The 19,383-nt window shown below is 68.2% G+C and carries 25 protein-coding genes; 4 read left to right on the top strand and 21 right to left on the bottom strand.

Translation table 11 applies throughout. The annotated features are described in order from the left end of the window. Positions 1–43: 43 nt before the first annotated feature. The 5 genes from J2W21_RS11565 to infA form a co-directional block, all read right to left on the bottom strand. Positions 44–1,057: a DNA-directed RNA polymerase subunit alpha gene (locus tag J2W21_RS11565; protein ID WP_307114648.1), complete on the bottom strand. Its 1,014-nt coding sequence runs from the start codon at positions 1,055–1,057 to the stop codon at positions 44–46. Between the two features lie 187 nt (positions 1,058–1,244). Further along, positions 1,245–1,649 (bottom strand): 30S ribosomal protein S11, encoded by a 405-nt coding sequence (gene rpsK, locus J2W21_RS11560; protein WP_043120112.1) that lies wholly within the window; start codon positions 1,647–1,649, stop codon positions 1,245–1,247. Between the two features lie 36 nt (positions 1,650–1,685). Beyond that, a complete protein-coding gene (gene rpsM / locus J2W21_RS11555; protein WP_066499470.1) occupies positions 1,686–2,063 on the bottom strand; it encodes a 30S ribosomal protein S13 in 378 nt (125 codons plus the stop codon). Positions 2,064–2,249: 186 nt separating this feature from the next. Next, complete coding sequence (gene rpmJ, locus J2W21_RS11550; RefSeq protein ID WP_011775570.1) at positions 2,250–2,363, bottom strand: 50S ribosomal protein L36; 114 nt, start codon at positions 2,361–2,363, stop codon at positions 2,250–2,252. A gap of 67 nt (positions 2,364–2,430) precedes the next feature. Further along, a complete protein-coding gene (gene infA / locus J2W21_RS11545; RefSeq protein ID WP_011775571.1) occupies positions 2,431–2,652 on the bottom strand; it encodes a translation initiation factor IF-1 in 222 nt (73 codons plus the stop codon). A gap of 455 nt (positions 2,653–3,107) precedes the next feature. Between infA and J2W21_RS11540 the strand changes: the two genes are divergently transcribed. Beyond that, positions 3,108–3,953 carry a type IV toxin-antitoxin system AbiEi family antitoxin domain-containing protein gene (locus J2W21_RS11540; RefSeq protein WP_307114647.1) on the top strand — a complete coding sequence of 282 codons (846 nt, stop codon included), beginning with the start codon at positions 3,108–3,110 and terminating at the stop codon, positions 3,951–3,953. 4 nt (positions 3,954–3,957) lie between these two features. On the opposite strand, the gene J2W21_RS11535 is transcribed toward J2W21_RS11540, so the two are convergent. Then, entirely contained in the window at positions 3,958–4,857 is a 900-nt protein-coding gene (locus tag J2W21_RS11535; protein ID WP_307114646.1) for an SRPBCC family protein, read from the bottom strand. A gap of 76 nt (positions 4,858–4,933) precedes the next feature. Further along, a complete protein-coding gene (locus J2W21_RS11530) occupies positions 4,934–5,992 on the bottom strand; it encodes a P1 family peptidase (RefSeq protein WP_307114645.1) in 1,059 nt (352 codons plus the stop codon). 267 nt (positions 5,993–6,259) lie between these two features. Here J2W21_RS11530 and J2W21_RS11525 point away from each other — a divergent pair, with 267 nt between their 5' ends. The 3 genes from J2W21_RS11525 to J2W21_RS11515 are packed head-to-tail and all read left to right on the top strand — an operon-like array spanning position 6,260 to position 9,496. Next, complete coding sequence (locus J2W21_RS11525; RefSeq protein ID WP_307114644.1) at positions 6,260–7,210, top strand: carbohydrate ABC transporter permease; 951 nt, start codon at positions 6,260–6,262, stop codon at positions 7,208–7,210. Next, complete coding sequence (locus tag J2W21_RS11520; RefSeq protein ID WP_307114643.1) at positions 7,207–8,106, top strand: carbohydrate ABC transporter permease; 900 nt, start codon at positions 7,207–7,209, stop codon at positions 8,104–8,106. The genes J2W21_RS11525 and J2W21_RS11520 overlap by 4 nt, the downstream gene beginning before the upstream one ends. A 43-nt stretch (positions 8,107–8,149) precedes the next feature. Next, positions 8,150–9,496: an ABC transporter substrate-binding protein gene (locus J2W21_RS11515; protein WP_307114642.1), complete on the top strand. Its 1,347-nt coding sequence runs from the start codon at positions 8,150–8,152 to the stop codon at positions 9,494–9,496. A gap of 80 nt (positions 9,497–9,576) precedes the next feature. On the opposite strand, the gene J2W21_RS11510 is transcribed toward J2W21_RS11515, so the two are convergent. The 14 genes from J2W21_RS11510 to J2W21_RS11445 form a co-directional block, all read right to left on the bottom strand. Beyond that, positions 9,577–10,500 carry an NADP-dependent oxidoreductase gene (locus J2W21_RS11510; protein ID WP_307114641.1) on the bottom strand — a complete coding sequence of 308 codons (924 nt, stop codon included), beginning with the start codon at positions 10,498–10,500 and terminating at the stop codon, positions 9,577–9,579. Between the two features lie 49 nt (positions 10,501–10,549). Beyond that, on the bottom strand, positions 10,550–11,380 hold the full coding sequence (gene map / locus J2W21_RS11505; RefSeq protein WP_307114705.1) for a type I methionyl aminopeptidase: 831 nt from the start codon (positions 11,378–11,380) through the stop codon (positions 10,550–10,552). A gap of 82 nt (positions 11,381–11,462) precedes the next feature. Beyond that, on the bottom strand, positions 11,463–12,044 hold the full coding sequence (locus J2W21_RS11500) for an adenylate kinase (protein ID WP_307114640.1): 582 nt from the start codon (positions 12,042–12,044) through the stop codon (positions 11,463–11,465). Next, entirely contained in the window at positions 12,041–13,357 is a 1,317-nt protein-coding gene (secY, locus tag J2W21_RS11495; protein ID WP_307114639.1) for a preprotein translocase subunit SecY, read from the bottom strand. Before secY ends, J2W21_RS11500 begins: the two co-directional genes overlap by 4 nt. A gap of 301 nt (positions 13,358–13,658) precedes the next feature. Beyond that, entirely contained in the window at positions 13,659–14,138 is a 480-nt protein-coding gene (gene rplO / locus J2W21_RS11490) for a 50S ribosomal protein L15 (protein ID WP_307114638.1), read from the bottom strand. Beyond that, complete coding sequence (rpmD, locus tag J2W21_RS11485; RefSeq protein ID WP_307114637.1) at positions 14,138–14,344, bottom strand: 50S ribosomal protein L30; 207 nt, start codon at positions 14,342–14,344, stop codon at positions 14,138–14,140. The genes rplO and rpmD overlap by 1 nt, the downstream gene beginning before the upstream one ends. A gap of 3 nt (positions 14,345–14,347) precedes the next feature. After that, positions 14,348–15,010, bottom strand: a complete 663-nt coding sequence (gene rpsE, locus J2W21_RS11480; RefSeq protein ID WP_307114636.1) for a 30S ribosomal protein S5 — start codon at positions 15,008–15,010, stop codon at positions 14,348–14,350. Positions 15,011–15,036: 26 nt separating this feature from the next. Further along, a complete protein-coding gene (rplR, locus tag J2W21_RS11475) occupies positions 15,037–15,420 on the bottom strand; it encodes a 50S ribosomal protein L18 (RefSeq protein WP_066499495.1) in 384 nt (127 codons plus the stop codon). Positions 15,421–15,422: 2 nt separating this feature from the next. Further along, positions 15,423–15,959: a 50S ribosomal protein L6 gene (gene rplF, locus J2W21_RS11470; protein WP_307114635.1), complete on the bottom strand. Its 537-nt coding sequence runs from the start codon at positions 15,957–15,959 to the stop codon at positions 15,423–15,425. 18 nt (positions 15,960–15,977) lie between these two features. Next, on the bottom strand, positions 15,978–16,376 hold the full coding sequence (rpsH, locus tag J2W21_RS11465; RefSeq protein WP_066499502.1) for a 30S ribosomal protein S8: 399 nt from the start codon (positions 16,374–16,376) through the stop codon (positions 15,978–15,980). Between the two features lie 73 nt (positions 16,377–16,449). Continuing rightward, positions 16,450–17,028, bottom strand: coding sequence for a 50S ribosomal protein L5 (gene rplE / locus J2W21_RS11460; RefSeq protein WP_307114634.1), 579 nt, complete (start codon positions 17,026–17,028; stop codon positions 16,450–16,452). Then, the gene (rplX, locus tag J2W21_RS11455; RefSeq protein WP_307114633.1) at positions 17,028–17,390 is read right to left on the bottom strand and encodes a 50S ribosomal protein L24; all 363 of its coding nucleotides are present in this window, start codon (positions 17,388–17,390) and stop codon (positions 17,028–17,030) included. The genes rplE and rplX overlap by 1 nt, the downstream gene beginning before the upstream one ends. A gap of 3 nt (positions 17,391–17,393) precedes the next feature. Then, positions 17,394–17,762, bottom strand: a complete 369-nt coding sequence (gene rplN, locus J2W21_RS11450) for a 50S ribosomal protein L14 (protein WP_003803789.1) — start codon at positions 17,760–17,762, stop codon at positions 17,394–17,396. A 419-nt stretch (positions 17,763–18,181) separates the two neighbouring features. After that, positions 18,182–19,213 carry a hypothetical protein gene (locus J2W21_RS11445; RefSeq protein ID WP_307114632.1) on the bottom strand — a complete coding sequence of 344 codons (1,032 nt, stop codon included), beginning with the start codon at positions 19,211–19,213 and terminating at the stop codon, positions 18,182–18,184. Positions 19,214–19,383: the final 170 nt, after the last annotated feature.

Here is a 19,383-nt window from a genome sequence, read left to right as displayed (position 1 = left end):
TGTGGACCGCTGCCGGCTCTCACCGGCGGCGGGCAAATTCTTCTTAGAGCTCGTCGTCGCTGTACGCGGCCTCGTCCTCGTCGCCCGCGGCAGCGCGCGCAGCGAGGGGGTCGAAGCCGACCGGCGAATCCTTGAGCGAGAGGCCCAGCTCGAGGAGCTTGGCCTTGACCTCGTCGATCGACTTGGCACCGAAGTTGCGGATGTCCATCAGGTCCGCCTCGGAACGGGCCACGAGCTCGCCCACCGTGTGGATGCCCTCGCGCTTGAGGCAGTTGTACGAACGGACGGTGAGGTCCAGGTCCTCGATCGGCAGGGCCATGTCCGCAGCGAGCGCGGCGTCCGTCGGCGACGGGCCGATCTCGATGCCCTCGGCGGCGGTGTTCAGCTCGCGGGCGAGGCCGAACAGCTCCACGAGCGTGGTGCCGGCCGACGCGACGGCGTCGCGCGGCTTGATGGCCGGCTTCGTCTCCACGTCGACGATGAGCTTGTCGAAGTCGGTGCGCTGCTCGACACGGGTCGCCTCGACGCGGAAGGTCACCTTCAGCACCGGGGAGTAGATCGAGTCGACCGGGATGCGGCCGATCTCCGCGTCCGCGGACTTGTTCTGCGCCGCGGAGACGTACCCGCGGCCGCGCTCGATGGTCAGCTCGAGCTCGAACTTGCCCTTGGAGTTCAGGGTGGCGATGTGCAGATCCGGGTTGTGGATCTCCACGCCGGCCGGCGGGGCGATGTCCGCGGCCGTCACGACGCCGGGGCCCTGCTTGCGCAGGTACGCGACGACGGGCTCGTCCTGGTCGGAGGAGATCGAGAGGCTCTTCAGGTTAAGGATGATCTCGGTGACATCCTCCTTGACCCCCTCAACCGTGGTGAATTCGTGCAGCACGCCGTCAATCCGGATGCTGGTGACGGCAGCCCCCGGGATCGAGGACAGCAGGGTGCGGCGCAGCGAGTTGCCGAGGGTGTAGCCGAAGCCCGGCTCCAGCGGCTCGATGACGAAGCGGGAGCGGTTCTCGGATACTACTTCTTCAGACAGGGTGGGGCGCTGTGCAATGAGCACTGGGTTTTCCTTTCAGGAAGCATCCGCTATATGACGCAACACAGATGGATGGAAAAGGTCTGAACTAAGTAATGAAGCCGGGCGGGGCAGGCCGCTGGAGGCGAGCCGCGCCGTCGTGCGTTGTCTGTGACGCACGACGCCGTGGGCTCGCCTCGGGCGGACCGGCCCCGCCGGCCCCGGCAACCTGTTAGACGCGGCGGCGCTTCGGCGGGCGGCAGCCGTTGTGCGCGCTCGGGGTCACGTCCTGGATGGACCCGACCTCGAGGCCAGCGGCCTGCAGCGCGCGGATGGCGGTCTCGCGGCCCGAGCCCGGGCCCTTCACGAACACGTCGACCTTGCGGAGGCCGTGCTCCTGGGCACGCTTCGCGGCGGACTCGGCGGCCTGCTGCGCGGCGTACGGGGTGGACTTGCGCGAGCCCTTGAAGCCGACCTCACCGGCCGAAGCCCAGGAGATCACAGCACCGGACGGGTCCGTGATGGACACGATGGTGTTGTTGAAGGTGCTCTTGATGTGCGCCTGACCGAGCGCGATGTTCTTCTTGTCCTTGCGGCGCGGCTTACGGACCGACGTCGCACGAGTCTTTGGGGGCATGTAGCTTCTCCTACCTAAAGTCTTGGGTGACCGCTATCAGCGGCCGGCCTTCTTCTTGCCTGCGACGGTGCGCTTCGGGCCCTTGCGGGTACGAGCGTTGGTCTTGGTGCGCTGGCCGCGGACCGGAAGGCCCCGGCGGTGGCGCAGACCCTCGTAGCTGCCGATCTCGACCTTGCGGCGGATGTCGGCGGCCACCTCGCGGCGGAGGTCACCCTCAACCTTGTAGTTGCCCTCGATGTAGTCACGCAGCTGGACCAGCTCAGCGTCCGTCAGGTCCTTGACCCGGACATCCGCGCTGATGCCCGTGGCAGCGAGCGTTTCCTTCGCACGGGTGCGACCCACGCCGTAGATGTAAGTGAGCGCGATTTCCAGCCGCTTTTCGCGGGGAATGTCAACGCCAGCGAGACGAGCCATATCGGCGGTTCTCCTTGTGCTATCCGGAGGTCGTAGGCAGGACACCCGCTCCGTTCTCGAGCGGCCCCAGCCTCCGGGCCGGGGGTCAGCTGTCCGGGCCCATTCGTCCCAGCGCAGCTTGTGCTGCCTTCTCTAGTTATTGCGTGGGCGTTGCCCGGCCTGATCCTCTCCCTCGCGGGAGGCGGATCAGCCCTGGCGCTGCTTGTGGCGCGGGTTCTCGCAGATCACCATGACCCGCCCATTGCGGCGGATCACCTTGCACTTGTCGCAGATCTGCTTGACGCTCGGCTTGACCTTCATGGCTGTGTCCTTTGCGTGTTCTGCAGGTGGTCAGCATTGACGCCCGGGTGCCCCCGGGCGCGGCTGCTTACTTGTAGCGGTAGACGATCCGGCCGCGAGTCAGGTCGTACGGGCTGAGCTCCACCACGACGCGATCCTCGGGGAGGATGCGGATGTAGTGCTGGCGCATCTTGCCAGAGATGTGAGCGAGTACGACGTGCTTGTTCGTCAGCTCAACGCGGAACATTGCGTTGGGCAGCGCTTCAGTCACGACGCCCTCGATCTCGATGACACCGTCCTTCTTGGCCATAGCCTCCGCTAACTTTCTCTGCCGCCCGGGCGCATGGAGCTCCCCGGCGGACGTGTATGGTTTGACGACTGGCGTTCCGGCACGCCCCAAATGGGCATGGAAGGGCCGACAGCCAACACACAACTGTACGCCACGTGGGCGCGGAAGTTAAATCGGCCCATGGTACACGCCGCGCCGGTCCCGGGCTCCGCACGCCCGGAGCGCTGTGCCCCATCTGCACTCCTCCCCAGCCTTGGGTGCACTCCTCCCCAGCAATCGGAGCAGTGCGGCGCGACAGCACGGCCACGCGGGCCCGCGGACCTCGCATCCAGGCCCCATTCGTGGGGAGGAGCGCAAAGAGAACTGGGGACGGGTGCAGCACGCCCATCCGATCCAGCGCCAGTCCCAGGGCTGCCCTGTCCACATAGCCCTCCGATCCACGGCGCAGCGGCCTCCAGCTCCGCGACCATCGGTGCATGGACCGGATAGTCAGGGCCCTCCGGGAGAACCACGGGGCGGCGCGCCGCTCGGAGCTGCTGGCGGCGGGCGTGACCCGGCACGATCTCGTGTCTGCCATCCGGACAGGAGCAGTGCTCCGACCCGCCCGGGGCATCCTTGCGCTGCCCGACGCCGATCCGCTCCTGGTCCGCTGCCTGACGACCAACTCCCTGCTCACGTGCGTCTCGGCGGCGAGGAGGCACGGGCTGTGGGTGCTGAAGGAGCACGAGGAGATCCATCTCCAGAGGGCGGACGGTCGGCTGGCCTCCGACAGGGCCGTGGTGCACCGCGGGTCCTGGGCGCCGGCTGCCCCTGCTGCCCGGACGGCGTCGGTGCTCGACACCGTGATGCATGCCCTGCACTGCCTGCCCGATCTCGAAGCGCTCGTGATCGTCGAATCCGCACTCAAGAAGGGCCTCCCGATGGAGCTCGTGGCGAGCCTGCTTCGCGGTCCCCGCAACGGGCCGGCCCGGGCCGTGCTCGCCATGGTGGACCGCGGTGCGGATTCTCCGGCCGAAACCTTGGCGCGGGAGCACTTGCGCAGGGCCGGGTTCTTCGTCGAGCCCCAAGTGCTGGTCGACGGCGTGGGGTCGATGGACCACATCGTGGAGCGCTGCCTCGATCTTGAGATCGACGGCAGGACGCACCAGCAACCCGAGAGCCGGTACAGCGACTACCTGCGGGACGGGGCAGCCCAAGCCCGCGGCTTTGCCACCCTGCGTGTGAGCTACGGCGACGTGGTCCACCGGACGGCGCAGGTGGTGCGCCGCGTGGGCGCTGTCGTCTCCGCCCGTCTGGCCCAGGGCAGCCTGCCCGTGTACTGACGAGCTACTGCCCCGCACCGGCTTCGGCCCTGGCCTTGATGCCGGCCAACAGTTCGTCCTGGCTGCGCTCGGTGAGCTTGATGGCCAGCGAGTCGACGGCGGCGTCCGCCCAGTTCGAGGGGATGACGTCCGAGCGCATGCTCAGGCGCGTCCCGCCGTCCTCGGGCGCCACCGCGACCACGAACACCGGCCCGAGCGCGGCCTTCGACGTGAAGTGCTCGTTCGGGACGAACTCCGTGTACTCGTGGGTGGTCCGGAGCGGGATGCCCAGGAAGCGCCACGACGCCTCGAAGGTCGTCCCGACGCCCTCGGGCGCGACGTGGAGGTCGGAGATCCGCACGTCGGGCCCGAGCCACACCGCCGGGTCCTTCACGAGGTCGAACACGCGCTCCACCGGGGCGTGGATGCTGACGGCGCCGGACCAGGTCAGCGTGTGGCCGAGCTTCTTCTCGGGTTCGAGGACGGCCTTCTGCCCGGTCTCCACGAGGCTCTTGATGTTGGCGACCAGTCCCTCGATGTCGTCCTCGGCCCAACGGGTGAAGAGCGCTTGGAGCGGGACCCGCACGAGCGGGGTCTGGATGTCGAAGCCCTGCTCGACACTGAGCACGGTTCGGTCGCCCTGAGACTCGAGGGAGAAGGTGAGGACGGGGCCTGCCGAGGCCTTCGAGACGATCCGCCGGTTGCGCTCCACCTCCCGGTACTCGTGAGTGACGGACATGTGGACGCCGAAGATCTTCGCCGCCCATTTCGCCGACGTGCCCACGCCGTCCGGGGCGATCTGGACGTCCGTGACCTCGCTGTCGCCGGGGAACGCGAGCATCCATCGCGTCGGGTCGCTGAGGAAGGTGAAGACGGAGTCCACCGGCGCATTGATCTCCGCCGTCTTCACGAGATTCTCAACCATCGCTTCCAGCCCCTCTCCCGACCGGGATCATTGCCCCAGTCAACCGAGCGGCGCCGGGTCGGCCCAGAGGAGAAGGTCACGGCACGGGGAAGCGCTCCCACGTCCCTGCCGGTGTGGTGACGGCCGTCGCCGAACGCACGCCGTCGAGGATCGCCTCCCTGACCGCGTTGGCCGCGGCCACCTGAACCGACATGAGGCCGACGACGCGCCCCGCCTCCGAGGAGCGGTCGAACTCGATGCCCCGGGTCGAGACCCCGAAGACGGTGTCCCCGTCCACGAGCGTGTGGCTCGGGTCCAGGGCGCGGGCCAGGCCGGCATGCGCGGCCGTGGCCAGGCGCTTGCACTCGGCGGGGGTCAGGGACGCGTTCGTCGCCACGACCACGAGGGTCGTGTTGAGCGCGCCGGGCGCACTCGGCGCCCCGGGGCCACCGCCCTCACCGGCCGACGCCACCTCCTGGGCAATCTCCGCCTCGCCCTCGGCCGCCCCGACGTCACCGGCACCGGCCCCCGGGAACACCGGCACCCCGGCGGCGTTGACCACGGCGAGCGCACCGACCACGATCCCCTCGGGCAGGACCACCGCCGCGCCCCCGGGCGGCCCGGGCACCGTCCCGCCGGGCACCCTGACCGACGCCATTCCTACGCCGCCCTTGTACATGGACCGGCCCACCGCCGCGCCCGTGCCGGCGCCGACGCAGCCGCGGAGCCCGCCGTCGGGCGCGTCCTCGAGGCCCACGCACGCGGCGGCCGCCTCGAAGCCCATCGCCGCATCCGGCCGGGCGCCGAAGTCCCCGCCGCGGCCGAGGTCGAAGATCACGGCCCCGGCCACGATCGGGACCACCCCGCCGATCACGGGGTGCCCCTGTCCCTGCTGCTCGAGCCACAGCTGCACGCCGGCCGCCGCCGCGAGCCCATAGGCGCTCCCGCCGCACAGCGCGATCGCGTCCACGGTCTGCACGAGGGTGGACGGGTCGAGGGCATCGGTCTCGATCGTGCCGGGCCCGCCGCCGCGGACGTCGACCCCGCCGGCGCTGCCGGGAGGAAGCACGACGGCGGTCACTCCGCTCAGCCACCCGTCCTCCGTGCGCTGGGCGTGGCCGACGCGGAGGCCGGGGACGTCGAGAAGGGAACCCATGCGCCCATTCAACGCTGGCCCCTGCCCCGGCTCAACCGCGCACGCACTACCAGCGGCGCGCCCCCCTCGGCGTGACCCACACCACTCATTACGCTAACGCAGTGTGAACTCTTGGATACGCGGGACGGAATTCGCCGGGGGTCGGGGCGGATTCGGGTCGGCGCCCCCGCCGGGCCGTGGTCCACTACTACGCGGGGGTTTCACGCCCATACCCCAGATCTTGAAGGAATGCTTGTCAATGTCCCATCCCGCTTGCAGGATTCATCCATGAGCGAGTCGACCTTGGAGCGTCACCAGGGCGCCTCCTCCACCTCCCGGCCCGAGCGGAAACGCTCGCGCTTCTCCGGCCGCAGCCGCCGCGACTTCTTCGTCTTCCTCGCGTTCGCCCTGCCGAACCTGATCCTGATCGCCGTGTTCACCTACCGGCCCCTGTTCGCGAACCTCCAGTACTCGTTCCTCGACTGGACGCTCGGGTCCAAGACGGCGAGGAACATCGGCTTCGAGAACTACGCGACGTTCTTCGGCAGCGACGACGCCCCCCGCGTGCTCGGCACCACCGCGATCTTCACCGTCCTCACCGTGGGCCTGTCCATGGTGCTCGGGCTCCTGGTGGCGCTCGCGCTGAACGCGAAGGTCCGCGGCACCACGTTCGCCCGCTCAGCGGTGTTCGCCCCCTACGTCCTCTCCGGCGTGGGCGTGGGCCTCGTGTGGATGTTCATCTTCGACCCCGGCTACGGCGCCCTCGCGTGGTTCCTGCGCACGTTCGGCGTCGCGAGCCCGCAGTGGTTCAACGACCCCCAGCTCGCACTGACCATGGTGATCATCGTCTACATCTGGAAGAACCTCGGCTACTGCGCGGTCGTGTACCTCGCGGGGCTGCAGTCACTCCCGGGCGACGTCATGGAGGCCGCCGCGATCGACGGCGCCGGGGCCACCCGCCGCTTCCTGAGCATCAGCCTCCCGCTGCTCTCCCCCACCACGTTCTTCCTGCTCATCACCACGATCCTGTCGAGCCTGCAGGCGTTCGACCTCATCCGCATCATGACCCCGCTCGGCAACGGCACGAGCACGCTCATCTACGAGGCGTACATGCAGGCGTTCGGCTCCTACAACCGGGCCGGCTACTCGGCGGCGATCTCGGTCATCCTGTTCGCCATCCTGCTGGTCATCACGGTCGTGCAGATCCGCTTCGTCGAGAGGAAGGTGCACTACGCATGACCGCCCCCGCACCCGTCACCGTCACGGAGACCGCCGGCGCCCCCGAGCGCCCCCGCCCGTTCTCGTCCCAGAACCTGGTCCGCACCATCGCCGGCGGCTACGTGCCGCTCATCATCGCCACGCTCATCGTGGCGCTGCCCCTGCTGTGGATGGTCGTCAGCTCGTTCAAGACCCCCGGCGAGATCGTCACGACGGACCTGAGGGTCCTCCCCCAGTCCGTCAACCTCGACAACTACTCGACCGCGATGACCACGGTCCCCTTCGCGCGGTTCTTCCTCAACTCGACGATCGTCACGGCGGTCGGCGCTGTCGTGAAGGTGACCCTCGCGATCATGACGGCCTACGCGCTCGTGTTCGTGCGCTTCCCGTTCAAGAACATCGTCTTCATCCTGATCCTCGTGGCGCTCATGGTGCCCTCCCAGGTCTCGATCCTGCCCAACTACGTGCTCATCGCGAGCATCGGCGGCAAGAACACCCTGTGGGGCATCATCCTGCCCGGCCTCGGCACGGCGTTCGGCACGTTCCTGCTGCGCCAGCACTTCATGACGCTGCCCGCCTCGATCCTCGAGGCCGCCGAGATCGACGGCGCGGGCCACTGGAAGCGGCTCTGGAGCATCGTGGTGCCCGTCTCGGTCCCCTCGATCGCCACCGTGGCGCTCGTGACCATCGTCTCGGAGTGGAACGACTACATCTGGCCGCTCATCATCACCGACAAGCCCGAGGTCATGACGCTGCCGGTGGGCCTGACCCTCCTGCAGAACTCCGAGAGCGGCACCGGTTCGTGGGGCATCCTCATGGCCGGCGCGGTGCTCGTGATCGTGCCCGTCCTCATCGTCTTCGCGATGCTCCAGCGCTACATCGTGGCCGGCCTCACCCAGGGCTCCGTCACCGGCTAGCGGACGATCTCACCACACTCAAGCACCTACGAAAGGCACAGCAATGGCATTCCGACTCGATCGCCGCCACTTCCTCGGCCTCGCCGGCGCCGGCGCGTCCGCGGCGGCGCTCGCCGCGTGCGGCGGCCCGGACACCTCCGGCAGCAGCGCGACCTCCGCGGTCGCGGACATCGACTTCAAGGACGTCAAGCCGGCGGCGTCGATCGACTTCTGGTCCAGCCACCCGGGCAAGTCCGAGGACATCGAGAAGCAGCTCGTCGCCAAGTTCGAGGCCGCGAACCCGGGGATCAAGGTCAACCTCGTCACCGCGGGGGCGAACTACGAGGAGATCGCGCAGAAGTTCCAGACGGCGCAGGCCGCGAACTCGGGCCTGCCCGGCGTCGTGCTCCTCTCGGACGTGTGGTGGTTCCGCTACTACATCAACGGCAACATCATCCCGATGGACTCCGCGATCAAGCAGCTGGACATCAAGCTCAGCGACTACCGCGACTCGCTCGTGCAGGACTACCAGTACGCGAACAAGCAGTGGGCCATGCCGTACGCGCGCTCCACGCCGCTGTTCTACTACAACAAGGACCACTTCAAGGCCGCCGGCCTCCCCGACCGCGCCCCGGCCACGTGGTCGGAGTTCGGCGACTGGGCCGCGAAGATCAAGGCGGCCTCGGGCGCCCAGTACGCGTACATGTACCCGGCGCTGGCCGACTACGCGGGCTGGACCCTGCAGAACAACCTGTGGGGCTGGGGCTCGGGCTGGTCCAAGGGCTGGGACATCACGTGCGACTCGGACGACGCCGTCGCCGCGATGCAGTGGGTCCAGGACTCGGTCTACAAGGACAAGTGGGCGGGCGTGTCCTCGAAGGACTCCTCCGCGGACTTCGGCGGCGGCATCGCCTCCGCCACGATCTCCTCGACCGGTTCCCTCGTGGGCGTGCTCAAGACGGCCAAGTTCAACGTGGGCGTCGGCTTCCTCCCCGGCGGCCCGAAGGCGACCAAGCCGGTATGCCCCACGGGCGGCGCGGGCCTGGGCATCCCGTCCGGGATCTCCAAGGAGCAGCAGCTCGCCGCGGCGATGTTCATCAAGTTCGTGGGCCAGCCCGAGAACGCGGCCGCGTTCTCGGGGGCGACCGGCTACATGCCGGTCAACAAGTCCGCGGACATGACCGCTGTGCTGGCCAAGACCCCGCAGATCCAGACGGCGATCGACCAGCTCGCCGTGACCAAGGTCCAGGACAACGCGCGCGTGTTCCTGCCGGGCGCGGACCAGGAGATGGCCAAGGCGGTCGCGAAGATCGTCACGCAGCAGGCCGACGTGAAGTCGACGATGGGCGACCTCAAGAAGACCCTGCAGGGCATCTACGACAAGGACGTGAAGCCCAAGCTCAAGTCGTAGCCGAGACCGGCCACGCACGACGGCGCCGCTCACCTTCCACGGTGAGCGGCGCCGTCGTGCATCAGGCGGGTCGCGCCACGTCAGAGGCGGACCACGAGCTTGCCCCGCACGTGGCCGCCCTCGAGGGTCTGGTAGGCGTCGGCGGCCTGGGCGAGCTCGACGGTGTCCGCGACCTCGACCTTGAGCCTGCCGTCGGCGGCGAGCTGGGCGAGCTCGGCGAGGTCCTCCGCGTCGGGGCGGACCCACACGTACTGGCCGCCGTACTCGTCGCGGGCGGCGGGGTCGGTGATGGAGGCGACGGTGCCGCCCTCGCGCAGCAGCTGCGGGACGGTGTCCAGGGCGCCGTTCCCCACGAAGTCGAGGATGGCGTCGAAGCCCCTCGGGGCGAGCTTGCGCGCGGCGTCGACGAGGCCCTCGCCGTAGGCGACGGGCTCGGCACCGAGGGAGCGCAGGTACTCGTGGTTGCCCTCCGAGGCGGTGCCCACCACGCGGGCGCCCGCGAGGACGGCCAGCTGGGTCGCGTAGGAGCCCACGCCGCCCGCCGCCGCGTGGATGAGCACCGTCGACCCGGCGGAGACTCCGGCGCGGCGCACGGTCTGCAGCGCGGTGAGGCCCGCGAGCGGGAGCGCGGCGGCGTCCTCGAAGCTGAGGCCCTCGGGCTTGCGGGCGGCGGTCCGCACGGGCACCTCGACGAGCTCGGCGAGCGTGCCGCCGGAGATGACGTCCTTGCGGGCGTAGGCGAGGATCTCGTCGCCGACGGCGAACTCGGGGGTGTCGAGCCCGGCCTTGACGACGACCCCCGCCACGTCCCAGCCCGGGACCGCGGGGAAGACGGTGTCGATGACGCCCTGCAGGTGGCCCTCGCGCACCTTGTAGTCCACGGGGTTCAGGCTCGCAGCCTTGACGCGGACGAGCACCGAGTCGGAGCCCGGGTGCGGGTCGGGCAGGTCCTTGAGCTCGAGGACGTCGGCGGTTCCGAAGTGGTCGTATGCGATGGCCTTCATACCCGGGGCCAACAGCAGGCTACCGGGCGGTATTCCCCGAGCAGGGCCGTCAGGCAGGGATCGGCACCGGGGTGACGCCGAGGGGCGCAAGCTCGGAGGCTCCGCCGTCGGGCGCGGTGAGCACCCAGATGCCCCCGCTGTGCCGGGCCACCGAGTGCTCCCACTGGGAGGCCCGCGAGCCGTCCGTCGTGACGACGGTCCACTCGTCGCCCAGCGTCTTGGTGTCGATTGAGCCGCGCACGAGCATCGGCTCGATCGCGAGGGCCATGCCGGGCTTGATCTTCGCCCCGCGGTGGCCGGTGCGGTAGTTGAGCACATCCGGGGCCATGTGCATCGCGGACCCGATGCCGTGGCCCACGTAGTCCTCGAGGATGCCCAGCGGGGCGCCCTCCTGGGCGGAGACGAAGTCGTCGATCGCGTCGCCGATCTCGCCCACGTAGGAGGCTCGCGCGAAGGCCGCGATGCCGGCCCACATCGCCGCGCGCGTCACCTCAGACAGGCGCACGTCCTCAGGGTCGCCCTCCCCCACGATCACCGTCCGCGCCGAGTCCGCGTTCCAGCCGCGCACCACGCAGCCGCCGTCGATCGAGAGGACGTCCCCCTCGGCGAGCCGGCGCGGTCCCGGGATGCCGTGGACCACCTCGTCGTTGACCGAGACGCAGATGTGCTTGGGGTACCCGTAGTAGCCGAGGAAGTTGTACTGGGCCCGGGCAGCGTCCACGACCTCGGCGAATGCGGCGTCGAGCTCGTCCGTCGTCACACCGGGCGCCACGGCGGCCACGGCGGCGTCGAGCGCGCGGCTGAGCAGCACCCCGGCCTCGGCCATGATCCGCAGCTGCCCGTTGTTCTTGTACTCGATCTTCCGCTGGCTGCCCACGATGGGTCCCTTCCTCACAAAGTGCGTGCGGCGCCGCCCGGGGGATTCCCACCGGACGGCGCCGCGCGTCGTACTGCTGAACCGCCTACGAGGCGGACTTGACGGACTCGATCGCCGCCAGGACCCGCTCCGTGACCTCGTCGATGGCGCCGATGCCGTCGACCTTGGTCAGGGTGCCGCGGTCCGCGTACTGCGACACGACCGCCTCGGTCTGCGTGTGGTACAGCTCGAGCCGGTGACGGATCACGTCCTCGGTGTCGTCGCTGCGGCCCGTCTCCTTGGCGCGGCCGAGCAGGCGGGCGACCAGCTCGTCGTCGTCCGCGGTGAGCTGGAGCACGACGTCGAGCGACTGCCCCTTCTCGGACAGGATGCCGTCGAGGTACTCGACCTGCGCGACGGTGCGCGGGTACCCGTCCAGGAGGAATCCGTTCGCCGTGTCGCCCTCGGCGAGGCGCTCGCGCACCATCTTGTTCGTCACGGAGTCCGGGACGAAGTCGCCGGCATCCATGTACTTCTTCGCCTCGACGCCGAGCGGGGTCTGCTCCTTGACGTTATAGCGGAAGATGTCGCCCGTGGAGATCGCAACGATACCGAGGCGGTCCGAGATCCGCGTCGCCTGGGTGCCCTTGCCGGAACCGGGAGGGCCAATGAGCAGCATTCTCGTCATCGCAGTAGTCCTTCGTAGTGTCGCTGTTGGAGCTGCGCATCGATCTGCTTGACCGTCTCCAGGCCCACGCCCACCACGATCAGGATCGACGTGCCACCGAACGGGAAGTTCTGGTTGGCATTGACGAGCACCAGGGCGATGAGCGGGATCAGAGCCACGATGCCGAGGTACATGGCACCCGGCAGCGTGATGCGCGAGAGTACGTACTGCAGGTAGTCCGCAGTGGGCCTGCCGGCACGGATGCCGGGGATGAACCCGCCGTACTTCTTCATGTTGTCGGAGACCTCTTCAGGGTTGAAGGTGATCGCGACGTAGAAGTAGGTGAAGAACACGATCATCACAAAGTAGATGACCATGTAGACCGGATGGTCCCCGCGGGTGAGGTTGTTGTTGATCCACTCGACCCAGCCGGCCGGGGCCGAGCCGTCGTGCGGGGTGTTGAACTGCGCGATGAGCGCGGGGAGGTACAGCATCGACGAGGCGAAGATGACCGGGATGACGCCCGCCATGTTGACCTTGATCGGGATGTACGTGCTCGTGCCGCCCACCGTGCGGCGGCCGATCATGCGCTTGGCGTACTGCACCGGGATCCGGCGCTGGGACTGCTCGACGAAGATGACGAGCGCCATGGTGACCAGGCCGACCACCAGGACGATGAAGAACGTCCCCGGGCCCTTCGAGGTCCAGATGGCGCCCAGCGAGGCGGGGAACTGCGCCGCGATCGAGGTGAAGATCAGCAGCGACATGCCGTTGCCGATCCCCTTCTCGGTCACGAGCTCGCCCAGCCACATGATCAGGCCGGTGCCCGCGGTCAGCGTGATGACCACGAGGATCGTCGCGATGACCGACGTGTCCGGGATGATCGGCAGCTGGCAGTTCGGGAACAGCTGGCCAGAGCGGACGAGCGAGACCAGCGTGGTCGCGTTCAGCAGGCCCAGCGCGATCGTGAGGTAGCGCGTGTACTGGGTGAGCTTGGTCTGGCCGGCCTGGCCCTCGTCGTAGAGCTCCTGGAACCGCGGGATCACCACGCGCAGCAGCTGCACGATGATGCTCGCCGTGATGTAGGGCATGATGCCGAGGGCGAAGATCGAGACCTGCAGCAGCGCACCGCCGCTGAACAGGTTCAGCATCTGGTAGATGCCCGTCTGCTGGCCGCTCACACCCGGAGAGAGGCAGGCCTTGACGTTCTGGTAGTTCACGCCCGGGGACGGAATGAACGCCCCGAGCCGGAAAATAGCGATGATGCCCAGCGTGAACAGCAGCTTGCGCCGCAGGTCGGGCGTCCGGAAGGCCCGGCCGATCGCAGAAAGCACGCTTCTCCTCCCCCGTGTCGAGGAATGTAGAGTCGACGCTCCGAGACACGGGTCAGTGCTCCGGAGTCTGAGGTCCAGCTCTTGATTCTAGCGGCAGCCGCCGCCGAGCCGATAATTGGCCGCGCTTCCCTGCGCCGAGCGGCAGCCTCGGTGCGGTCAACGCGAAGGCCCCGGCCGGCGCGCTGGTCCCCCCGCACGCTCGCCGCGCCTTAACGCGAGGGGCCCCAGCCGACGTCATGCGTTGAGCACGACGCCGGCCGGGGCCTTGCGCTTCACGGCGTCAGCCGCGCTCCGTCACGTCTCAGAGGACGGTCGTGGAGCCGCCGGCTGCGGCGATCTTCTCCTCGGCCGAGGCCGAGAAGGCGTGCGCCGTGACATCGACCTTGACGGTGATGTCGCCGGAGCCGAGGACCTTGACGGGCTCGTTCTTGCGAACGGCGCCCTTGGCCACCAGATCCTCGACCGCGATGGTGCCGCCCTCGGGGAACAGCTCCGAGATGCGGTCCAGGTTCACGACCTGGAACTCGACGCGGAACGGGTTCTTGAAGCCGCGGAGCTTCGGCAGGCGCATGTGCAGCGGAAGCTGCCCGCCCGCGAAGCCGGCCTTGACCTGGTAGCGGGCCTTGGTGCCCTTGGTGCCACGGCCGGCGGTCTTGCCCTTGGAGCCCTCACCGCGACCCACACGGGTCTTCGCGGTCTTGGCGCCGATGGCCGGACGCAGGTGGTGGACCTTGAGGGCCGTGTTCTTCTCGGAGCTCTGCTCCTGGGCCTTCTCTGCCATTACTTCGCCTCCTCAACCTTCACGAGGTGCGGAACCGTGTTGATCATGCCCACGGTCACGGCGTCGGCCTTGCGGGTGACCGTGTGGCCGATCCGCTTGAGGCCGAGCGAACGCAGGGTCTCGCGCTGGTTCTGCTTGGCGCCGATGACGCCCTTGATCTGAGTGATCTCCAACGTGGCGTCGGAGGGAGCCAGGTTCTTCGCCATGACTCATGCACCTGCCTTCGTGTTCTGGAGGTTCCGCACGAGCGCAGCCGGAGCAACCTCGTCCAGCGGCAGGCCACGGCGGGCGGCCACGGACTGCGGCTCCTCGAGGCTCTTGAGCGCCTCCACCGTCGCGTGGACGATGTTGATGGCGTTCGAGGACCCGAGGGACTTCGACAGCACGTCGTGGATGCCGACGCACTCGAGCACGGCGCGCACCGGACCGCCGGCGATCACACCGGTACCCGGGGCGGCCGGACGGAGCATGACCACACCGGCGGCGGCCTCGCCCTGCACGAGGTGCGGGACGGTGGTGCCGACGCGCGGGACGCGGAAGAAGGACTTCTTGGCCTCCTCCACGCCCTTGGCGATGGCCGCGGGGACCTCCTTGGCCTTGCCATAGCCGACGCCGACCATGCCGTTGCCGTCACCCACCACCACGAGGGCGGTGAAGCTGAAGCGACGGCCGCCCTTGACGACCTTGGCGACGCGGTTGATGGTCACCACGCGCTCGATGAACTGGCTCTTCTCGGCGTCGCGGCTGTCGCGGCCGCCACGGCCACCGCGATCGCCACGGCCCTGGCCGCGGCCCTCGCCACGACGACCGCCGCGGCGCTCCTCGGTGGCGGGAGCGGAGCCGGCAGCCTCGGTTGCATTCTGCTCGGTCACGTTAACCTTCTCGTTGTTCTCAGCGGTCACAGGGCCAGCCCACCTTCACGTGCGCCGTCCGCGATCGCAGCCACGCGGCCGTGGTACTTGTTGCCACCACGGTCGAACACGACGGCCTCGATGCCCGCAGCCTTCGCACGCTCGGCGATGAGCTCGCCGACGCGCTTGGCCTTGGCGGTCTTGTCACCCTCGAACGAGCGGAGGTCGGCCTCGAGCGTGGAGGCGGAGACCAGCGTGACGCCCTTGCTGTCGTCGACAACCTGGACGAACACGTGCCGCGAGGAGCGGTTCACGACCAGACGGGGACGCTCGGCAGAGCCGACGACCTTCTTGCGGAGGCGGAAGTGGCGACGGGACCGAGCCTGCTGCTTGGACTTGGCGGCGCGCTTCTTGTTGATGCCCAGAGCCATGGTTACTTACCAGCCTTTCCGACCTTGCGGCGGACAACCTCGCCGGCATAGCGGATGCCCTTGCCCTTGTACGGGTCGGGCTTGCGCAGCTTGCGGATGTTGGCAGCCACCTCACCGACCTGCTGCTTGTCGATGCCGGAGACCGAGAACTTCGTCGGCCCCTCGACGGCGAACGTGATGCCCTCAGGGGCAGTGATGTTCACCGGGTGGGAGAAGCCCAGGGCGAACTCGAGGTCCGAGCCCTTGGCCTGCACACGGTAACCGGTGCCGACGATCTCGAGCTTCTTCTCGTAGCCCTTGGTCACGCCCTCGATCATGTTGAACAGGAGCGTGCGGGTCAGGCCGTGGAGCGAGCGCGAGAGGCGCTCGTCGTTCGGACGGGTCACCGAGAGGGTGGTGTCCTCGAGGGAGACCTCGATGGGGCTGGCCACGGTGTGGACCAGCTCGCCCTTGGCGCCCTTCACGGTCACGACGGGTCCGTCGATCTTGACCTCAACGTCGGACGGGACGGTGATGGGGAGACGTCCAATGCGGGACATATCTTCTTCTTCCTTCCCTTACCAGACGTATGCGAGGACTTCGCCGCCCACGCCCTTCTTGGAAGCCTGACGGTCGGTCAGGAGCCCAGAAGAGGTAGACAGGATGGCGATGCCGAGGCCGCCCAGGACGTGCGGGAGGTTCGTGGACTTCGCGTACACGCGGAGGCCCGGCTTGGAGATGCGGCGGACACCGGCGATCGAACGCTCGCGGTTCGGACCGAACTTGAGCGTGAGGGTCAGCTTCTTGCCGACCTCGGCGTCCTCTTCCTTCCAGCCGGCGATGTAGCCCTCGGCCTTCAGGATGTCAGCCACGCGGACCTTCAGCTTCGACGACGGCATCGTGACGTCGTCGTGGTAGGCCGCATTGGCGTTGCGCAGACGCGTAAGCATGTCTGCGACGGGATCAGTCATAGTCATTGTGGGCTCATGCCCTTCCTCGTGCCGGTTTCCGTGCCGGGCTGCGCCCGATGCGGACCTGTCACGTAGCGATTCAGTCTTCGGTCTTGAACGGGAAGCCGAGGTGCTTCAGAAGCGCACGGCCCTCGTCGTCGGTCTTCGCGGTGGTGACAACCGTGATGTCCATGCCACGGAGGCGATCGATCTTGTCCTGATCGATCTCGTGGAACATGACCTGCTCGGTGAGGCCGAACGTGTAGTTGCCGTTGCCGTCGAACTGCTTGCCCGAGAGGCCGCGGAAGTCGCGGATACGGGGCAGCGCGAGGGTGACGAGGCGGTCCACGAATTCCCACATGCGGTCGCCGCGGAGCGTCACGAAGGCGCCGATGGGCATGCCCTCACGCAGCTTGAACTGGGCGATCGACTTGCGGGCCTTGGTGACCTGCGGCTTCTGGCCCGTGATGAGGGTCAAGTCGCGCACGGCGCCCTCGATGAGCTTGGAGTCCTTCGCGGCGTCGCCGACGCCCATGTTGACGACAACCTTGACCAGGCGCGGGACCTGGTTCACGTTCTCGTACTTGAACTCCTCGAGGAGGGCCTGCTTGATGGTCTCCGCGTACTTCGCCTTGAGGCGAGGAACGACCTTGACCGGAGTCTCGACAGTCTCAGTCATCAGATGTCCTTCCCGGTGGCCTTGGAGTAGCGGATGCGGACGGTCTTCTGCACGCCGTCCTTCTCCACGGTCTCGAGACGGAAGCCGACGCGAGTGGGCTTCTTGGTCTCGGGGTCCACGAGGGCCACATTCGAGATGTGGATCGGGGCCTCGATCTGCTCGATGCCGCCGGTCTTGGTACCGCGCTGGGACTGGCCCACCTTGGTGTGCTTGGTCACGCGGTTGATGCCCTCAACCAGGACACGGTTGTCCTCGGGGAACACCTTCAGGACCTTGCCCTGCTTCCCCTTGTCACCGCCCTTGTCCTGCTTGGTGCCGGTGATGACCTGGACGAGGTCGCCCTTCTTGATCTTTGCGGCCATGAGTCAGAGCACCTCCGGAGCCAGCGAGACGATCTTCATGAACTTCTTGTCGCGCAGCTCGCGGCCGACCGGGCCGAAGATACGGGTGCCACGGGGATCCCCGTCGTTCTTGAGGATGACTGCCGCGTTCTCGTCGAACTTGATGTAGGAGCCGTCCGCGCGGCGGCGCTCCTTCTTGGTGCGGACGATGACGGCCTTGACCACGTCGCCCTTCTTGACGTTGCCGCCAGGGATTGCATCCTTGACGGTGGCGACGATGACGTCGCCGATACCTGCGTAGCGGCGGCCCGAACCACCGAGAACGCGGATGGTGAGGATTTCCTTCGCACCCGTGTTGTCGGCGACCTTGAGCCGCGACTCCTGCTGAATCACTTCTACTCCTAACGTCTCGCTGGTTCTCGCACCTGCGGTCCTGCTGCAGAACGAGCCTTGCGGAACGGTTGATGGGGCGTCTCTCGACCCGTCTGGATGTTGCCAGAACGGGCCTGAATCGCCGTGCCGCGCGCATCTGTCCCCTTCCTGCCCGAGGGCAGCGCCGGGGCGCTCCCCTTCGGCAGAAGGGCATTATGCGGTGGCACGATGGTTCACGAGGTTTTCGACGGCATGGCGAAGCCAGCCGTACAAGCTCAATATCGTAGCACGGCGCCGGTGTCCAGCCCGAATCCCCCGGGCGCCCCCGCGTCGGGGGCCAACGCCCCATTCGTGGCCGGCCCGCGCTCTGCAGTCCACGTCTCGCCATGAAGTCCACCTTTCGTGGACTGCACGGCGAGAAGTGCACTTCTCTCGCCGCTCTACATGACAAACGCCGCGCCGCGGGAGGCCTGCAGCCCGGCGCTGACGAGCATCGAACGGAATCGCGCCGGCTGCTCGAGCTCCGCCCACGTCCAGCGGAGCACCGGATGGCCCAGCATGAGGAGCCTGTTCTCGCGCTTCTTCTCGCGTTTGATGACGGCGACCGGATCCTCGCCTCCGGTGAGCTCGGAGTCGAAGTACTTGCCCCACCCATCGAACTCCCCCACCCGTTCCTTCTCTGAGGGTGTCGGAATGGCCAGCGGCCCGGGCGGCCACGTGAAGTCAGTCCTGCCGATGAGGCCCTGGGCATCCACATATTCGCGCTGCAGCACGGGTTCGGGGAAGCCGAACCGAAGCATGAGAGCCCGGCTCACCGACTCGCCGGGCGACTCGGCTCCGGCCCGAGCGAACCGTGCAATCGCCTCGCAGCGGCGCCGGTGCGTCCCGTACCGCAGGGCACCGGCGGCCTCCACGACAGGTGCGCGGTCGAGGAGCGGCACCCCGGCATCCAGGCGGAGCACTCCGTCGGCAACAGTCAGCGCACGGGCATACTTCGCGTGCACGAGGGTCTCGACGAGCGCCTCCGCAACCGGCACGGTGAGGTAGCCGGCCGTCCGCTGTGGTGCGGGCGCCGGGTGGAAGTGGTGTCGGACGGGCGGCGGCGCCGAAGCGAGCGCATGGGCCGAACGTTCCGCGGGGCCCCGGACCGCGAACGACGACGGCCTGATTCCCAAGCGCGTGGTCGACGAGGTCGCGATGTCGATGGTCGGAGGCACCTTGACGACAGGGACGCCCCTCAGGAACAGCGCCGTCTCGCCGCAGAACACGGCTCCCGGATTGGCCCACGCGTGCGCTGCCACCGCGAGGCGGAAGCGTTCGACGCCGCTCAGGGCCAGCCAGACCTCGGTCGGGTAGTAGCAGCCTCGCCGGATCCTCACGAGGTCTCCGGCAGCGAAGGCCCTCCGCGGATCCGAGTCTCGGGCGAGCAGGTCGAGGATGGCCGTGTCTGCGGCCTTTCCGGGTGCACTCATGGACCCATGCTGGCCGCCCTCCTGAGGCTCTCGACCCCCGTGCACTGTTCTATGTGGGCGACAGGCCGTGACCACCGCCTGTGGAGGACGAATTCCAAGACCCCATGGGGATCCCAGCCGTGCTCCCGAAGTTCGCAGGTCTCCGTGAAGTCCTGATCCTGTGGGGGCTC

The sequence above is a fragment of the Sinomonas atrocyanea genome (genome assembly GCF_030811715.1).
Classification (GTDB): domain Bacteria; phylum Actinomycetota; class Actinomycetes; order Actinomycetales; family Micrococcaceae; genus Sinomonas; species Sinomonas atrocyanea_A.
This window is presented reverse-complemented; position numbering and strand designations above follow the sequence as displayed.

Bases quoted from the DNA above. Each gene is read 5' to 3' on its own strand.
- rpsK (WP_043120112.1), bottom strand. From the start codon at position 1,649: ATGCCCCCAAAGACTCGTGCGACGTCGGTCCGTAAGCCGCGCCGCAAG.
- rpsM (WP_066499470.1), bottom strand. From the start codon at position 2,063: ATGGCTCGTCTCGCTGGCGTTGACATTCCCCGCGAAAAGCGGCTGGAA.
- rpmJ (WP_011775570.1), bottom strand. From the start codon at position 2,363: ATGAAGGTCAAGCCGAGCGTCAAGCAGATCTGCGACAAGTGCAAGGTG.
- infA (WP_011775571.1), bottom strand. From the start codon at position 2,652: ATGGCCAAGAAGGACGGTGTCATCGAGATCGAGGGCGTCGTGACTGAA.
- J2W21_RS11540 (WP_307114647.1), top strand. From the start codon at position 3,108: ATGGACCGGATAGTCAGGGCCCTCCGGGAGAACCACGGGGCGGCGCGC.
- J2W21_RS11535 (WP_307114646.1), bottom strand. From the start codon at position 4,857: ATGGTTGAGAATCTCGTGAAGACGGCGGAGATCAATGCGCCGGTGGAC.
- J2W21_RS11530 (WP_307114645.1), bottom strand. From the start codon at position 5,992: ATGGGTTCCCTTCTCGACGTCCCCGGCCTCCGCGTCGGCCACGCCCAG.
- J2W21_RS11525 (WP_307114644.1), top strand. From the start codon at position 6,260: ATGAGCGAGTCGACCTTGGAGCGTCACCAGGGCGCCTCCTCCACCTCC.
- J2W21_RS11520 (WP_307114643.1), top strand. From the start codon at position 7,207: ATGACCGCCCCCGCACCCGTCACCGTCACGGAGACCGCCGGCGCCCCC.
- J2W21_RS11515 (WP_307114642.1), top strand. From the start codon at position 8,150: ATGGCATTCCGACTCGATCGCCGCCACTTCCTCGGCCTCGCCGGCGCC.
- J2W21_RS11510 (WP_307114641.1), bottom strand. From the start codon at position 10,500: ATGAAGGCCATCGCATACGACCACTTCGGAACCGCCGACGTCCTCGAG.
- J2W21_RS11500 (WP_307114640.1), bottom strand. From the start codon at position 12,044: ATGACGAGAATGCTGCTCATTGGCCCTCCCGGTTCCGGCAAGGGCACC.
- rplO (WP_307114638.1), bottom strand. From the start codon at position 14,138: ATGGCAGAGAAGGCCCAGGAGCAGAGCTCCGAGAAGAACACGGCCCTC.
- rpmD (WP_307114637.1), bottom strand. From the start codon at position 14,344: ATGGCGAAGAACCTGGCTCCCTCCGACGCCACGTTGGAGATCACTCAG.
- rplR (WP_066499495.1), bottom strand. From the start codon at position 15,420: ATGGCTCTGGGCATCAACAAGAAGCGCGCCGCCAAGTCCAAGCAGCAG.
- rplF (WP_307114635.1), bottom strand. From the start codon at position 15,959: ATGTCCCGCATTGGACGTCTCCCCATCACCGTCCCGTCCGACGTTGAG.
- rpsH (WP_066499502.1), bottom strand. From the start codon at position 16,376: ATGACTATGACTGATCCCGTCGCAGACATGCTTACGCGTCTGCGCAAC.
- rplE (WP_307114634.1), bottom strand. From the start codon at position 17,028: ATGACTGAGACTGTCGAGACTCCGGTCAAGGTCGTTCCTCGCCTCAAG.
- rplX (WP_307114633.1), bottom strand. From the start codon at position 17,390: ATGGCCGCAAAGATCAAGAAGGGCGACCTCGTCCAGGTCATCACCGGC.
- J2W21_RS11445 (WP_307114632.1), bottom strand. From the start codon at position 19,213: ATGAGTGCACCCGGAAAGGCCGCAGACACGGCCATCCTCGACCTGCTC.